We start from the raw sequence: 14,899 nt of genomic DNA, 5'->3' as shown, positions 1-14,899 counted from the left end.
CAAGTTGATGAAGGCCGGCAAGTTGCTTTCGACCATCAAGGACGACGACGTCGATGTTGGCTCGACGCCCAAGACGCTCGTCATGCGCCGCGACAGGGTCGAGCTCTTCCGCTACACGCCCATTACCGAGCAAAAAGTCAAGACGCCGGTGCTGCTCGCCTACGGGCTGATCGGCCGCTACACCATGGCGGATTTGCAGGAGGACCGCTCGCTGGTGCGCAGCCTGCTGCGCCCAGGCCTCGATCTCTGGCTGATCGATTGGGGCCAGCCCAACCGCACCGAGCGGTGGCTCACTATCGACGATTACGTCGATGACTACATTCACGCTGCGGTGAAGCGGATTTGCCGAGAGACCGGTCATGACAAGATCACGCTGCTCGGCATCTGCGAAGGCGGCGTGTTCACGACCTGCTACGCAGCGCTACATCCAGACAAGGTCAAAGGTCTGGTGCTCACCATCACGCCGATCGATTTTCACGCTGACCGCGACGATCCGAACACCCATCACGGCTTACTCAATATCTGGACCCGGAGCCTTGAACGATCGGATGTCGACAAGCTCGTCGATACCTATGGCGGACTGCCCGGGGAGTTCATGAGCTCGGTGTTCTCCCTGATGACACCGATGCGCTCGCTGACAAAATACAACGTTGATCTGATCGATGTCGTCGACGACGAAGCCAAATTGATGAATTTCCTGAGGATGGAAAAATGGCTCGCCGACCGGCCGGCGCATCCGGGGGAGGCTGCCAAGCAGTGGCTCAAGGACCTTTACCAGGACAACAGGCTTGTGAAGGGCGAGTTCGAGCTGTCTGGACGCCGCGTGGACCTTTCAAATCTCACCGCACCCGTGCTCAACGTGTTTGCCTTGAACGATCACATTATCCCGCCGACCTGTTCGCGAGCGCTCGGTGCCCACGTCGGCACCACGGACTATTCGGAGATCGAATTGCCCGGCGGCCATGTCGGCCTGTTCGTGTCGAGCAAGTCGCAAGGCACGCTCAGCAAGGGCATATCGGCGTGGCTCGCCGCCAGGGATTAGGCAGATGACAAAGGACAAGATCGTCACTGCGGACCAGGCCGTCGCCATCATCCGCGATCGCGACACGGTCTGCACGTCTGGATTTGTCGGCATCGGCACCCCCGACGAACTCCTGATCGCCCTGGAGAAGCGCTTCCGCGAAACTCACCATCCGTCTGACTTGACACTGATGTTCGCTGCCGCGCCCGGCGATGCCGCCGATCGCGGCCTCAACCGCCTCGCGCATGACGGCCTCCTGAAGCGCGTGGTAGGTGGTCATTGGGCGTTGGTGCCGAAGCTCGGCGAGCTGGCTTTGGCCAACCGGATCGAAGCCTACAATCTGCCGCTCGGCTGCATTTCGCACCTGTACCGCAATGTGGCCGCTGGCGGGCCCGGAGTGATCTCCAAGGTCGGCCTGAAGACCTTCGTGGATCCGCGCCTGCAGGGCGGCAAGCTCAACGAGAGCACCACCGAAGAGCTCGTCGAACTGATGCACATCAACAACGAGGAGTGGCTGCGGTACAAATCGTTCCCGATCAACGTGGCGCTGCTGCGTGGCACTACGGCTGATCCCGCGGGCAACATTACCATGGAGCGCGAGGCACTGACGCTCGACAACCTCGCAATGGCGATGGCCGCGAAAAACTCGCGTGGGTTCGTCATCGTGCAGGTCGAGCGTATCGCGGCCAGCAATTCGCTCAATCCACGCGAGGTGCAGATTCCTGGGATCCTCGTCGACTGCGTCGTTGTCGCTGAACCCTGCAATCACGTGCAGACCTACGGTGCGACCTACAGCCACGCTTTCTCCGGCCGGCAACGCGTGCCGATGGACCGCGTCAAGCCGCTCGAGCTCGACGAGCGTAAGATCATCGCGCGGCGCTGCGCTTTCGAGCTTCCGCCGGGCGGTGTGGTCAATCTCGGCATCGGCATGCCCGAGGGCGTGTCAGCGGTCGCGACCGAAGAGCACATGCTGCAGTTTCTGACGCTCACGGCCGAACCCGGTATCATCGGCGGCATGCCGCAGGGCGGGCTCAACTTCGGCACGGCGCTCAATCCGGACGCGGTGATCCATCAGAATCAGCAATTCGATTTCTACGACGGCGGCGGGCTCGATCTGGCCTGCCTCGGCATGGCGCAGGCCGATGCTGCGGGCAATGTCAATGTCAGCCGGTTTGGCAAGCGGCTCGCCGGCGCCGGCGGCTTCATCAACATCTCGCAGAGCTCGAAGAAGCTGGTCTTCGCCGGCACTTTTACCAGCGGCGGCCTGAAGGTCGCGGTCGAGGATGGTTCGCTGCATATCCTGCGCGAGGGATCGGCGAAAAAGTTCATTGCCGCGGTCGAGCAGATCACCTTCAGCGGCGAGCATGCTGCCGAGACCGGCCAGCCGGTGTTCTACGTCACCGAGCGCTGCGTGTTGCAGCGGACGCCTGTTGGCGTCGAGCTGATCGAGGTCGCGCCCGGCATCGACATCGATCATGATATCATCGCCCAGATGGAGTTCAAGCCACTGATCCGTAACGTTCGCCCGATGGATTCCCGCATCTTCCGCGAAGGGCCAATGGGGCTTGCGCACATGTTGCTCGGTCGCGGCCTTGCCGATCGCATCAACTATGATGCCGAGCGCAACATCTTATTCGTGAATTTCGAGGGATTCGACGTGCGGACCGTCGAGGATGTCGACCTCGTCCGCCGAGAGGTGGAACGGGCCTGCCAGGCCGTCGGTAAACCGGTCGCGCTCGTGGCGAATTACGACGGCTTCTATCTTGAGCCGGCCGTCAGCGATACCTACTTCTCGATGATCGCCTATCTCCAGCAGCGCTACTACAGTTCGGCCTCACGCTATACGACGAGTGCCTTCATGCGGCTAAAATTGGGAGAGGGGCTTTCCGAGCGTCACGTAGCGCCGCACATCTTCGAAACCCGCGCCGAGGCTCAGGCATTCGCACGGAGCCATCGGAGGGACGATGTGTGAAGGTCGGGCCTCAAACGGCGGCTCAGGTGAACCGGCAGCCGACGCATCGGACTGGGCGTACAGAGCCGCGCCGGGGTTGTCCGATCACGTTGCGGTCCGGCTTTGGAAGCCAGATCGCGAAAATTATTTACTGGGGCTCTCGCCGGTGGGTTTTCCATCGCTTGGCATATACTGATTGGGGACCCATAGATGCGAAGAGACTCATCTGTGTCCATGGTCTGACGCGGCAGGGGCGCGACTTTGATCATCTTGCCCACCGGCTTGCAGCAGAAGGACGGCGTGTCATCTGTCCGAATTTGCCGGGGCGAGGCCGTAGCGGGTGGATCAGCAATCCGGATCACTATTCGCTGCCACAATATTGCGCAGACATGAATGCGCTGATCGCGCGTCTCGACGCATCCGAGGTGGATTGGGTCGGAACCTCGCTTGGTGGGTTGATCGGGATGGCCGCTCCGCAGCGACCAGTTTCGCGACCCTGTTCTATCTAGTGCCCGCCGTGACCGCCTTGCTCGCTTACATTCTACTCGCTGAGCGGCTGGATTCAATTTCGATGGCTGGAATGCTGATCTTTGCCAGTGGTGTGGCGCTCGTCAATCGCAGTATCGCAGGGGCTACCGAAGCGTGAGGGCGGGAGATTACCGATTGTGGCTTGGGAGCAGCACAGTGGAGTTGCTGTTGATAGCTCGGCTTTCGGGGGCACACCGGCAGTCACGGGTCGGAGCCTTGACGGCAGGCTTTGACCCTTCGCCCCTATGTCGCTCGCTGTTGCATATCGGCGCAGGGGTAGAAGATTAGTGCACTTTAGAGGGAGGAGGGTATCGATGACGACGATGTTTGTCAGACACACAGTCTCCGACTACAAGGCCTGGCGCAAGGTTTATGACGAGTTTGCGCCGGTTCAGAAGCGAAAGGCGTGACAGCGGAGGCTGTCTATAAGTCAACGGACTTAACTCGATCACGCGGCATCGTCCTACGTTCCCCCAGGTTCGCCCTCCGAAGCCGACCTCGATCTCAGCATTGCCGAAGGCAGAAACGGGCCAGCGGACTAGAATAAACCGCTCGCGCGGCGCAGCACAGGCATCCGTCAAAAAGCCTCGAATCAAAATCTGCAGCTACTTGCATTTGGCGCCACGAATTCAGTCTCAAGCTCAGCAACAGCGTTCTCGGGCTCGCATTAAGCGCGTCCTGAGCATGCTTGAACTCGTGTCCTGAAACGATCCCTTCGGCGGCATCGTCGCGAAACGAAAGTTAGGGCTGTTGCGGCGCGCGCCGAAGTTGCAGGTGGCTTTCTCGGCGCTTGATGTTCGCAGGACGGTGAGGCCAGTGCGCTTGCGAGAAGTTCGGGCGTCAATCAGACGTTGAGGATAAGCCCACACTGTCACCCAGCTTAGCCATGGGATCATTCGCTAACGAAATCTCTATACACGGTTCAGCTTAGATCCGCTCAACATGCGATGCCGGCGATGTAGCAAGTAAGACGAAAAGAACTGTTAAATCAGGATTTTGCCAGCTGTAGATAATCGATGCACGCTTTGCGACACCGTCCACATTTTGTCCTACACTCTTTGCGGCAAAGCCGATACTCTTCAGCTAGCACAGTATGCGGAGCGGATATGGGGCGGGGACCCGCAAAACGCAGCTCGCCGAACAACAAGCCAGGCGGGCAGGGTGCTTCCCGGCCGTCCGGTCCGCGGGCGCGTGACGTCGAGCACGCACACAAGAAATCCGGCAAGGCTGTCGCCCGCGGTGTCAGGGCAAAAGCCTGCCGAACGCCGGGGGCCTCACGACTCTTCAGCGAACTGGAGCAGGCGACGCAACTTCAGGTCGCCACCGCTCGAGTCCTAAAGCTTATCAGCCGATCGGACTTCGACCTACAGAAAGTACTCGACGCGCTAGTCGAGTCGGCTGTTCTCATCTGTGACGCGGACATGGGCCACATCGTGCGTCCCGACGATGCCGGTGTTTTCCGGTTTGAAGCGCACTACGGCTTCACCCAGGAACTTAAAGAGGAGCTGGAACGGACGCCGTTTGGACCGGGACGCGGCAGCGTCACCGGCCGCGCCCTTCTCGAGAGTACGACGGTTCAGATTATCGATGCGCTGAACGATCCGGAATACCAGCTGGTTAGCTCGCAAAAGGTAGGTCGCTATCGCAGCATGGTCGGAACGCCGCTGTTGCGTGACGGACAGCCGATCGGCGCCTTCGGGCTCTCCCGCTTGTCGGTGCGGCCCTTCACTGAGAAGCAAATGTCGCTGCTGACCACGTTCGCCGATCAGGCGGTCATCGCTATCGAGAACACGCGGCTGTTCAACGAGACCAAGGAAGCGCTAGCGAGGCAAACGGCAACATCAGATGTACTAAAGGTCATTGCAAGCTCGCCGGGCGACCTTTCGCCAGTGTTCGACAAGATGCTTGAGAACGCAACTCGCGTTTGCGGAGCCGAGTTTGGGTCTATGAACCTATTGGAAGGTGATATGTTGCGGCAGGTGGCGCTGTACAATGCGCCTTCTTCCTTTGCCGCCGCACGAATGAATAAGGCCATTCGGATCCATCCGCGAACCTCACTAGCTGATGCCATTTGTGGCAAACAAGTGGTTCAAGTGGAGGACATGCGTAAGCATCCGGCCTATCTTGAGCGCAACCCGTCATCCGTTGAGGTAACCGAACTTGCTGGTGCCCGAACGATCGTTGTCGTGCCAATGCTACGGCAGGAAGAAGTGATAGGGGTAATCACTGTCTATCGCCAAGAGGTGCGCGCCTTCAACGACAGACAGATTGAGCTACTGACTAATTTCGCTAGCCAAGCGGTAATTGCGATCGAGAATAATCGGCTGCTCGGGGAATTGCACGAGCGCACCAATGACTTGCAGGAATCTTTGCAACAGCAAACAGCGACGGCCGACGTGCTCAAGGTGATCAGCCGCTCAGCATTCGATCTGGAGACGGTGCTTGATGTCCTGCTCTCGTCGGCCTGCCGGCTGTGCGAAGCTGATATCGGCACGATCCGTTATCGGGAAGGCAGCGAATTCCGGCTTGCGGCCACGTTCGGCGCTAAGCGGGAATGGATCGAACATTTCAAGAGATACACGACAAAGCCGGACCGAAGCTCGGTTTTCGGGCGAACGATCCTCGAAGGTCACACCGTCCACATTCCAGACCTGGCTGCGGACTCCGACTACAATCGACCGGAGGCGCAAAAGCTCATGGGCTTGGGGGCCGCCCTCGGCGTCCCACTTATGCGCGAAGGGGAGACATTCGGCGTCATCACCCTGTTCCGGTTCAACGCTGGCTCGTTCGAGCACCGGCAAATCGAGTTGGTGCAGACATTCGCCGACCAAGCGGTGATCGCCATCGAAAACGTGCGGCTCTTCAAGGAAACGCAGGAGGCCCTGGAGCGTCAGACCGCGACGGCCGAGATCCTCGAAGTTATCAACCGCACGCCTGGCAATCTAACTCCGGTGTTCGAGACGGTTCTCGAAAAGGCGACACAGCTCTGTGAGGCGAGCTTCGGCGGACTCACGCTCTATCTCGGCAACGACATGCACCGAGGCGTCGCGAACCGCAACATGCCACCCGCGGTGGCCGATCTCGTCATGAATAAGACCTTTTATCTCGGTCCCGAAACGGGCGTTGGCCGCCTCGTGCGCGGCGAAAGCTTCGTTCACATCCTTGATGCGGCCGATGACGAAGGCTACCGGCGGGGCAACCCGGTCCGCCGTGCTATGGTTGATATTGCCGGAACCCGCACGTATCTAGCCATACCGTTGCGGAAAAACGACGGGCTTCTCGGCGCTTTTACGATCTACCGCCGGGAAGTCCGACCTTTTACCGACCGGCAAATCTCCTTGCTGCAAGGTTTCGCAGCACAGGCGGTGATTGCGATTGAGAACGGGCGGCTGCTTGACCAATTGCGCCAATCACTTCAGCAGCAGACCGCGACCGCCGACGTGCTTAAGGTCATCAGCCGTTCGTCCGTCGATCTCGAGACGGTTCTCGACACGCTCGTTCAAACGGTGTCGCATCTGTGCCGCGCCGACCAGGCGGCGATGTTTCGGCGAATCGGCGACCGCTATCATGTGGTGGCCTCGGATGGGCTTTCAGCGGCGGCAAAGGAGTTCTTGCTCGCTCATCCTCTTGCGCCTGATCGTGGTACGCTTATGGGGCGTGTGGCGTCCGAGGGCCGGCCGATCCAGATCGATGATGTATTTCATGATCCAGAATATACATATGGCGAGGGGCAGAAAATCATCGGCTACCGCACGTTGCTCGGCATTCCTCTGTTGCGCGAGCAGACCTTGATCGGCATGTTTTCGATTCAGCGCAGGCGCGTCGACCCGTTCACCAATAAGGAAATTGAGCTCGCCACTAGTTTTTCCGATCAAGCGGTGATTGCCATCGAAAATGCGCGCCTGTTTGAGGAATTGCGCGAGCGCCAAGCAGAGCTGCGCGTAACCTTCGACAACATGGGTGACGGCGTCGCGATGTTCGGTCCCAACAGGCAGCTGGTGGCCTGGAATCGAAATATGCAGCAGATGCTCGATCTGCCGGACGCCCTGCTTGTCAGCCGTCCGAGCTTTGCCGAACTTTTCCGTTACCTCGCCACGAGGGGAGTTTGACTCCGCAGATCTTGAGGCAGAGCTGAGTCGCAGCCTCGAGGATAACAAGCGGGAAATGCGCTACGAGCGCACACGCCCCGATGGTCGGATCATCGAGGTGCGGCGAAATCCGGTGCCCGAGGGCGGCTTCGTACTCATCTACGCGGATATCACCGACCGCAAGCGCGGCGAGGAGGCAATTCGCGTAGCGCGGGATGCCGCTGAAAATGCATTGCGCGACCTGCAGACCGCCCAAGACCGTCTGATCCAGACGGAGAAGCTCGCTTCCCTCGGCCAGCTCACGGCGGGCATCGCACATGAGATCAAGAACCCGCTAAATTTCGTCAACAACTTCGCCCAAGTATCGGCTGAACTCCTGGACGAGATGGCCGATATCTTCGAAAATCCCGCACGCGATGAGGCCAGCAGACGAAAGGAGTTGGATGAAATCCGTGAACTCTTAAAAACCAACCTCGAAAAGGTCGTGCAGCACGGCAAGCGCGCCGACTCCATCGTGAAGAATATGCTGCTGCACTCACGGGAGGGTTCAACCGAACGACGGCCTGCCGAGGTTAACAAGCTCGTCGAGGAGAGCCTCAATCTCGCTTATCACGGCGCCCGAGCCGAAAAGGCTGGCTTCACGATAACCCTGAAGCATGACCTCGATCCGAAGGCCGGCGCGCTCGACCTTTATCCGCAAGAGATGACCCGAGCACTGCTAAACTTAATTTCGAACGGCTTCTATGCGGCGACCAAGCGTAAGGAAGAGGGAAGTGATGAAGCGTTCGAGCCGGTCCTTACCGCGACCACCAGGAATCTTGGCAAGGCCATTGAGATTCGTATTCGTGACAACGGGGTAGGTATTCCACCTGAGGTGAGGGAGAAGATGTTCAATCCCTTCTTCACCACCAAGCCGACCGGCCAAGGAACAGGTCTGGGCCTATCAATGACCTATGACATCATCGTCAAGCAACATGGCGGCCGGATCGATGTGGAGACTGAGCCCGGCGCTTATACCGAGTTCATTATCACGTTGCCGCGCGATGGGAGCAGTATCATCGGCGAGAAGCTGGAATGACGGCCTTTGCCCCTCAGCCGCTCATTGGTTTCAGTGCCACAGCGGAAGCAATCGTTTGGAGCCCGCCAAGGCAGAGATTGACCCCATCTCGGACATAATTTTGCAGGACCACTTAAACGAGACAGACGCTAAGCTTTACTACCTCGCTTCGTAATTTAGGGCAGGGCCTTGGCAACACTCCATGCCGATGTTCAAATTCGGCCTATCAACCCGGCAGAGTTCGAGCGCCATACTCTTACCAAGCTGTTGTTCGGAAACTCGAAGGCTATTGAGATGATTGACGTTAACGGAATTGCCCACGTCATCCTGACCGTCTCTGATTTTTCCACGGCGCGACAGTTTTACGGCAAGCTTCTGCCGGCCATGGGAATGACGCCGGTCTGCGACACTGATAAATTTTTCTATTGCGTCGGTGGCAGGACCGCAATCGGCATTGAACCTTGTGCTCCTGAGCACGCAGCCGCGCGCTTTGTTCAAGATAGGGTCGGGTTGCATCATTTATGTCTGCGTGCCCGGGCCCGAGAAGACGTCGATCGCTGCGCGGCCTTACTTCAAGAGATCGGCGCCAGGATTGTTCGAGGACCTTTGGAGGGGACCTGGGCACCAGGCTACTACTATGTTCTATTCGAGGACCCGGACGGGATCCGGCTTGAGCTTAATTACGTGCCCGGCGCCGGCGTGTTTGCGTCTGGTGCGACCTTCAACCCGAACGACGGTTACACCTGAGATTGTTGGTGCCCATAAACCCAGCGGCGTGATGCGACGAAAGCAATGTCTGCTTTGCCCCTATAGCGAACGACTTCGGGCGGCAGCGCAATATGTCGCGACACGGGTCTGTAACTGGTGCGGCAGCAGCGGGTAGACGTTCCACCGCGCGCTCAATCGTGGCGTCCTCACCAAGAAACCGCGCGGCCAATACGACGTTCAGGAGGTCGCGCGCGCTCATCAAGCATGGTCAGGCCGCCAAGGGCGGTCACGGTGATTTCGCGTCCGAGCTCGCATTGTCCGATGCCCGCGCGGCGAGTTGGTTCTGCGTGAGGAATACTGGGAAGTACTGGATGAAGTCGAACAAGCCAACACGTGGGCGAGGCAGTGACGAACGACGAGAAGCGACAACTTGCCATGACTGATCATCAGAACACACTCGCCACCGAGCTTGAGCGCATTGCCGACGGCGCGCGGCGGCTCGCTGATCGGGTACGCCAGTGCGAAAACAAAGGCAGCGTGATTGCCCGCATCCTACGAGGGGAACTGTTGAACCTAGATCAGGCGGCCGACGTTGAAAAACTGCGCAGGCGCTGCGAGCTGAGCGCCGAAATGAGCCGTCCGCTTGCTATAAAGTTCGCAGGCCGATGGATGGTTGGCAAACTGGAACTGCTCGACGAGGTCCGGAGGTGCACCAACGCGCTGAGGAGCGAGCCAGCAAGTATGAGGGCTGGGCGCGACCGCGGGCGGCCCTCCTGCCTTGAGGTGAGGGGACAATCCTACTCAAGACAGGAGTTCTCTCGTGATGGTTACCGCAACTGCTACTGTCGGCTCATGCCGATCACACCCGGTTCATTGTCAGTCATCAATTCGAGGCTAAACCGACCAACGCCCATTGGCTTGGTCTCCCATCTGACGGCTTTCCCGGAGAGTGCGGCAAGCGTGCCGGAGGCGAACTTGTATCGCGCTTTTCCGGAGCTTTCGACGCCGGCGGGCTTGCCGTCCTTCATGATAACCGTCCCCGTCCCTTCGGTGAGTAGCGTAACAGCGAACCCTCCAGCCGCCCGCACAATTCCGCCGCCAGTAAAATACGTGCCCTGAGGACCGTCCCACTCACTGGTCGATGCCCCTGTGTACAGTGCGCCTTTCACGGGGCCTTCCACACCAAGACAGGAATATTGGACACCGCGGAGTAGGTGCCCTTCTTTGTCGCCAATGGGGTCTTGGCTCACGGCACCGACAATGCTGCATTCGTAACGCCCCGCCGGTTCAGCCTGCGCAACCCCGGTTGCCCCGATGAACCCGAGCGTGGAATACACGACCGTGGTGATGAAACGTTTGTCCATGTGAAATCTCCTCTCATACGCGCTCGTGTAGGCACTCGATGCATCGAGTGCAGTGGAGACCGTCAAAAAGCAAATTTGACCAATTGAGGTGAAGTGCCCGCCGGTGGCCTGTCGCTGCCACTTAAGCAATGGGGACCTCGGCATGTCCCCTCTGGCAGCTCGCAAAATAATGCTTCAACGATACACCAGGCGACAGGACACCGAAAGGACGAAGTCGCGAGATTTTCAACCACCGATAAAACTTCCGTCTTTCATCCACGGCGGGCGCGGCCAACCTCGTTCGTATTTGGTTTGCACCATAACAATCGCTTCCCCGTTGGCGTGCGCCACAGGTCGAGCCTCGGTAAATCGCTTTGCACTCCATAGGGTTGTCGGCATGTCACCATTGTACCAACGAAAATCACCGATGGAAAAACTTGAAGCCGGACTGGCCTCGCTGCGCACGCGTGTCGCGGCCTTGAACAGCCGCCATTCCGCTGCGAAGGCGGCCCACGACGACGCCAAGGCAAAGCTCCAGCGTCATCACCTCGAAGCCGATCTCAATGAAGAGAAAGTCGCACGAAGTTGGAGGCGGCGGTCGTCGCCACCTGCGCGGTGACCCGTGAAGCGTATGCCGACGCACTGGCGGAGGTGCAGACCAAGATCGCCGACGCCGAGCAGAAGCTCGCGGCCGAGCGCGCCACCGTCGAACGCGAGGCGGCAAGCGAAAAGCTGGCGCAGGACCTTGATGCCGTCGAGCGGGCGCTGCCGGATTATCTGGCGGCTGGCAAGCGCTTCGCCGACGCCCTGGAGAAGCTTCACTTTCACCCGGAAAGCAGCGCAATGGGCCTTTTTATCGGCAACACCGCTGCGCAGGTCGAAGTTGCTGCCGGTTTTGCGCTCGTTGAGCTGCGTTGCATGGTAAACGCGATCCGCGACGGCGTGACGCCGATCCCGGCAGCCAAGCCGGTCTCCGCTTCCGTTCCGGTGACTGAGCCGTTGCCGCCGACCCAGACCGTCTTCATGATGAAGTTCGCAAAGTATCGTACCATGACGGCCGCTCCCGCTTCGCCCGACAATGGGAAAACGCCACCATGCCCGTGGCGACTGCACAACGTGCGCTGCGCCTTCTCAAGCTCGCTCTTACGCCACTCGGCCCGGCGCCGCCGCAGGCGAGCATACGCTTATTCCAGGCTTCACAGGCAAGACGGTCGGCTATCTTGCGTGCCTCCGCCGGCTGCTCGGCCGCAATGCGCATTGAGGTGCCATACAGCCTGTCGCGGGATTGGTGCCCATCGGGGGAGAATGCGCCGAACGTGCGGGGGTCGGCAAGCCCGTAGGATTGGTGGCCGCCGCTGCGCCGCGAGCTAGTGTGTCCCAATTCCCACACCACGAATGAAAAGCTTGCTATTTGTCGGGTTTCGGACAGACGGGCGAGGGTCGCCGTTCAAACCTTGAGGCTATAATTCGCGATCCATTACAGGCGAACGGCTTCCGATGGCGCTGGAATTCCACCGTGCCATCGAGCACATGGAAATATGGAGCGCAAACAGCGAGGGCTTTTCGTTCGTGATCACCTATGGGAGCCCTACTGGCCCCGGCTTTCGCGGGCGCGCTGGCTACGTGGCGTCGTGGCGCCGAGCTATCGGCGGCGGCGGCGCGATCAAGGTCGGCGGCTCGCCCTTCAAAATGCTCGCCGAAGCAGAGGAGGCTTGCAACGCCACCCTAAAGCATCTGACCAACGTCGATTGAACGCCGGTGCTGCTGCAGGGAGCCGTGTTACGCGCTGCTGCCTGCAACCGCGTGGGCCACATTATGCGGGGTTGGGCGCATGTTGATCTCATTGCGGCCACGCTGGCATTCGGGTTGCTTAGGTTTGCTCGAACCCAAACGCCCGTTTTCAGGCCGTACCAAACCGGAGCAGACCAATGCAGCCAACGTCCCGTTTAGAGACGCTACCGAACCATCCCCGCACCACCATAAAACGTCAGGCGCTCATCGGTGATCTGCGTTGGCGCGTTCAGCTTCTCGACCGCGACATTCAACACGAGGAGCGGACGGGTATCTCCGATCCCTCCCAATAGCGCGTACCCGATCCTTGCTCGAATTCTGAGAACCAGACGCGGCAATCTCTTGGCCACGATCACGATGCTGGAGAGCCGGTTGGCCCAAACGGACATGGCCGCTTAGTTGACAAGGCGCCGGTGACGGCTGCACGGGCCTCCGAAGCTGAGCATGCGCTTGTTCCAGGCTTCGCAGGCGAGCCGGCCGGCTTGCCTGCGCGCCTGCGCCCCTCGTTCCGCTGATGCCAGGACAGAGCCGCCGTAGATAGTCTCTCCTGAGGGCCAGAGCAGTCGGTTATGGTAAGCCGCAACGGATTGTAGATAACGAGGAAATTGGCGCGACAAACCGCGTTTGGCGTCCAATCGGTTCGGTAACTTTTCATTAACCATCGAGGATCATGGTTGAGCATTGGAAATCGGGGCTGGAGTGGGCGACAGACGACGGTCTGAGACGAATTAGGCCGACAAGGAGTGAATTAAATGTACGATCTGGAACAGGCCGTTCGTGAACGTGCCTATCATCTTTGGATTGAAGGCGGCTGCCAGCATGGACACGCCAACGCTCATTGGCTGGCAGCCCAGCGCGAGGTTTTGAGTGCGTCGCTGAGCAAGGCTTCCGAGCAACCTCTTGCGACGAATGCGAAGAGCCCACGTAAGGCTGCCGCGAAGAAAAAGAAGTCCGCGGTTTAAGACCGTGGCGCTGCGACAAGCCCCGGGAACAAGCGTTTTCGATGAATCGGTGTTGCCTTCCGCCGTTGGAAAATATTGAGCGCGAAGGTCCGATGCGTTTTACAGCCGAGGCATTTGACTCAGGATATTGATAGCCTGCATTAAAACCATAACCTTAAGACGGGCGATGGCTGGGCGGAACGCAAGCATGCGTTTGTTCTAGGCTTCGCGAGCAAGCCAATCGGCTTGCTCGCGTGCCTCGGGGGCCATTCGGACGCGGATGGGGTTTTCACGCGCCTCGAGGCGAGAAGCGCACAAAGGAATATCGCATCATAGGCTGATGCAGCTCGGCTGGCGTCCGTAGCCGCGGCTAATGACGCTTCGTTCTCGTTCTCGGCGTCCCGTCGAGCGAATTCAAGGTGGTATTGATGCTCGCCAATAGGCGCTCGATTTCATCTTGCTCGTTCAAGCGGCGCCCCTCTTGCAGCCGCTCTAAGAGCGCTGCTTTCGCGTGAGGAGTTCGGGAACAGTCGGCGTCATTGCAATCCTCTCAGAAAAAAGCAGCTCGTACAACCAGCCTTCGTCGCAGCTTCCAAATCATTGCTTGCGCCGACGTCGCGCTCGTCGCGAGAGATGTTCCGCGTCTCCAGCATCAGCTTGCCGCCATTCGGCAGGGCGTCGCGAGCGTTGAAAGCAAGGTTCAAGAGCGCCGTCGTGAGCTGGCCGGGATCGGCGCGCGCGGGCCAGGCACCTTCGGCCAGCCTCATGCTGACGACGATGCGTTCGCCCAACGTGGGACTAAAGAGCTTTTCGGTTTCCGGAAGCGCCGACAGGCTGAGGCGCGCCGAGACCACAACTACGGCTCTGCCTAGACTAGCGGCCCCGATCGGCAACACGGACAAGACCGCGCCAGCGCCTGGGCGATCCGGGACGATGCACCCAGCAGCACGAGCCGGTAGCGTAGTTCTCCGGTCCGAAGATCGCGAGCGGGAGCATCCCGCGACGCGATGGTGAGGACGCAGTTGCCGGCGCCGTGCAGCAAGGCGAACGCCCGCTCCGCCGCCGAGCAGACCGATGACGCAGGCGCCGATCGGATGCGTGAGACACGCGAGGCTGGTTAAGACGAGCGCATGGAAGCGGTTCAACAGGCTTGCCTCGATGATCTACGCGCCGACCTGGGCCGGGCCGATCATCATGCAGGCGGAGACGGCCTCGGCCGGGCCCGCTCCGAACTCCTCGATGACGCGCGGCAGATGCGCCGCAATCGCCGACGTCATCGCCCACGCGGCGGCAAAACACAAACGAGAACAGCACCATCCTCCGGTCGATCCGGATGTGCGGCTTGACCATCGGGCTCTGCGCAGCGGTTGCCCGTTCGGCTCGAGGTAGCGTCAGGTTTATTTCGGAGCGATCCAGAAGCGCAAGGCGAGCGAAATCAGCGCCACCGTGCCGACGCCACCAAGCCAGAGTA

At 59.7% G+C, this 14,899-nt stretch carries 10 protein-coding genes and 5 pseudogenes; 11 read left to right on the top strand and 4 right to left on the bottom strand.

The genetic code is table 11. The annotated features are described in order from the left end of the window. The first annotated feature begins 7 nt into the window (after positions 1 to 7). From phaC to ACRQ5Q_RS41710, 8 genes and pseudogenes are all read left to right on the top strand, one after another. Positions 8 to 1,042, top strand: a complete 1,035-nt coding sequence (gene phaC / locus ACRQ5Q_RS41745) for a class III poly(R)-hydroxyalkanoic acid synthase subunit PhaC (protein ID WP_439400514.1) — start codon at positions 8 to 10, stop codon at positions 1,040 to 1,042. Between the two features lie 4 nt (positions 1,043 to 1,046). Continuing rightward, positions 1,047 to 2,993: an acyl CoA:acetate/3-ketoacid CoA transferase gene (locus ACRQ5Q_RS41740; RefSeq protein ID WP_439400128.1), complete on the top strand. Its 1,947-nt coding sequence runs from the start codon at positions 1,047 to 1,049 to the stop codon at positions 2,991 to 2,993. Further along, positions 2,990 to 3,481 carry an alpha/beta fold hydrolase gene (locus ACRQ5Q_RS41735; protein ID WP_439400127.1) on the top strand — a complete coding sequence of 164 codons (492 nt, stop codon included), beginning with the start codon at positions 2,990 to 2,992 and terminating at the stop codon, positions 3,479 to 3,481. Before ACRQ5Q_RS41740 ends, ACRQ5Q_RS41735 begins: the two co-directional genes overlap by 4 nt. Beyond that, positions 3,442 to 3,618 (top strand): annotated as a pseudogene (locus ACRQ5Q_RS41730) (EamA family transporter); the annotation flags it as partial. The gene ACRQ5Q_RS41735 and the pseudogene ACRQ5Q_RS41730, both read left to right, overlap by 40 nt. A 196-nt stretch (positions 3,619 to 3,814) precedes the next feature. Beyond that, positions 3,815 to 3,939, top strand: a pseudogene (locus ACRQ5Q_RS41725) (cyclase); the annotation flags it as partial. 577 nt (positions 3,940 to 4,516) lie between these two features. Then, a pseudogene (locus tag ACRQ5Q_RS41720) lies at positions 4,517 to 7,724 on the top strand (GAF domain-containing protein); the annotation flags it as partial. 93 nt (positions 7,725 to 7,817) lie between these two features. Beyond that, positions 7,818 to 8,666: pseudogene (locus ACRQ5Q_RS41715) on the top strand (sensor histidine kinase); the annotation flags it as partial. Positions 8,667 to 8,834: 168 nt separating this feature from the next. Beyond that, positions 8,835 to 9,392 (top strand): VOC family protein, encoded by a 558-nt coding sequence (locus ACRQ5Q_RS41710; RefSeq protein WP_439400126.1) that lies wholly within the window; start codon positions 8,835 to 8,837, stop codon positions 9,390 to 9,392. Positions 9,393 to 10,192: 800 nt separating this feature from the next. Here the strand turns inward: ACRQ5Q_RS41710 and ACRQ5Q_RS41705 are convergent. Together ACRQ5Q_RS41705 and ACRQ5Q_RS41700 are read right to left on the bottom strand one after the other, a co-directional pair. Then, complete coding sequence (locus ACRQ5Q_RS41705) at positions 10,193 to 10,717, bottom strand: hypothetical protein (protein WP_439400125.1); 525 nt, start codon at positions 10,715 to 10,717, stop codon at positions 10,193 to 10,195. A gap of 225 nt (positions 10,718 to 10,942) precedes the next feature. Continuing rightward, a complete protein-coding gene (locus tag ACRQ5Q_RS41700) occupies positions 10,943 to 11,221 on the bottom strand; it encodes a hypothetical protein (protein ID WP_439400124.1) in 279 nt (92 codons plus the stop codon). A gap of 60 nt (positions 11,222 to 11,281) precedes the next feature. Here ACRQ5Q_RS41700 and ACRQ5Q_RS41695 point away from each other — a divergent pair, with 60 nt between their 5' ends. Together ACRQ5Q_RS41695 and ACRQ5Q_RS41690 are read left to right on the top strand one after the other, a co-directional pair. Next, a complete protein-coding gene (locus ACRQ5Q_RS41695) occupies positions 11,282 to 12,067 on the top strand; it encodes a hypothetical protein (protein ID WP_439400123.1) in 786 nt (261 codons plus the stop codon). A gap of 126 nt (positions 12,068 to 12,193) precedes the next feature. After that, positions 12,194 to 12,448 (top strand): hypothetical protein, encoded by a 255-nt coding sequence (locus tag ACRQ5Q_RS41690; protein WP_439400122.1) that lies wholly within the window; start codon positions 12,194 to 12,196, stop codon positions 12,446 to 12,448. A 203-nt stretch (positions 12,449 to 12,651) separates the two neighbouring features. Here ACRQ5Q_RS41690 and ACRQ5Q_RS41685 read toward each other — a convergent pair whose 3' ends face one another. Further along, on the bottom strand, positions 12,652 to 12,876 hold the full coding sequence (locus ACRQ5Q_RS41685) for a hypothetical protein (protein WP_439400121.1): 225 nt from the start codon (positions 12,874 to 12,876) through the stop codon (positions 12,652 to 12,654). A gap of 363 nt (positions 12,877 to 13,239) precedes the next feature. On the opposite strand from ACRQ5Q_RS41685, the gene ACRQ5Q_RS41680 reads away from it, so the two are divergent. Beyond that, a complete protein-coding gene (locus ACRQ5Q_RS41680) occupies positions 13,240 to 13,449 on the top strand; it encodes a DUF2934 domain-containing protein (protein ID WP_439400120.1) in 210 nt (69 codons plus the stop codon). 800 nt (positions 13,450 to 14,249) lie between these two features. On the opposite strand, the pseudogene ACRQ5Q_RS41675 reads toward ACRQ5Q_RS41680, so the two are convergent. Further along, positions 14,250 to 14,829 (bottom strand): annotated as a pseudogene (locus ACRQ5Q_RS41675) (MFS transporter); the annotation flags it as partial. Positions 14,830 to 14,899 lie beyond the last annotated feature (70 nt).

Origin of the sequence: Bradyrhizobium sp. PMVTL-01 (assembly GCF_051861855.1) — a bacterium.
Taxonomy (GTDB): domain Bacteria; phylum Pseudomonadota; class Alphaproteobacteria; order Rhizobiales; family Xanthobacteraceae; genus Bradyrhizobium.
Note: the sequence above shows the minus strand (reverse complement) of the source record. Positions and strands in the feature narration are given on the sequence as shown.

Bases quoted from the DNA above. Each gene is read 5' to 3' on its own strand.
- phaC (WP_439400514.1), top strand. From the start codon at position 8: ATGAAGGCCGGCAAGTTGCTTTCGACCATCAAGGACGACGACGTCGAT.
- ACRQ5Q_RS41690 (WP_439400122.1), top strand. From the start codon at position 12,194: ATGGCGCTGGAATTCCACCGTGCCATCGAGCACATGGAAATATGGAGC.
- ACRQ5Q_RS41705 (WP_439400125.1), bottom strand. From the start codon at position 10,717: ATGGACAAACGTTTCATCACCACGGTCGTGTATTCCACGCTCGGGTTC.
- ACRQ5Q_RS41740 (WP_439400128.1), top strand. From the start codon at position 1,047: ATGACAAAGGACAAGATCGTCACTGCGGACCAGGCCGTCGCCATCATC.
- ACRQ5Q_RS41680 (WP_439400120.1), top strand. From the start codon at position 13,240: ATGTACGATCTGGAACAGGCCGTTCGTGAACGTGCCTATCATCTTTGG.
- ACRQ5Q_RS41685 (WP_439400121.1), bottom strand. From the start codon at position 12,876: ATGTCCGTTTGGGCCAACCGGCTCTCCAGCATCGTGATCGTGGCCAAG.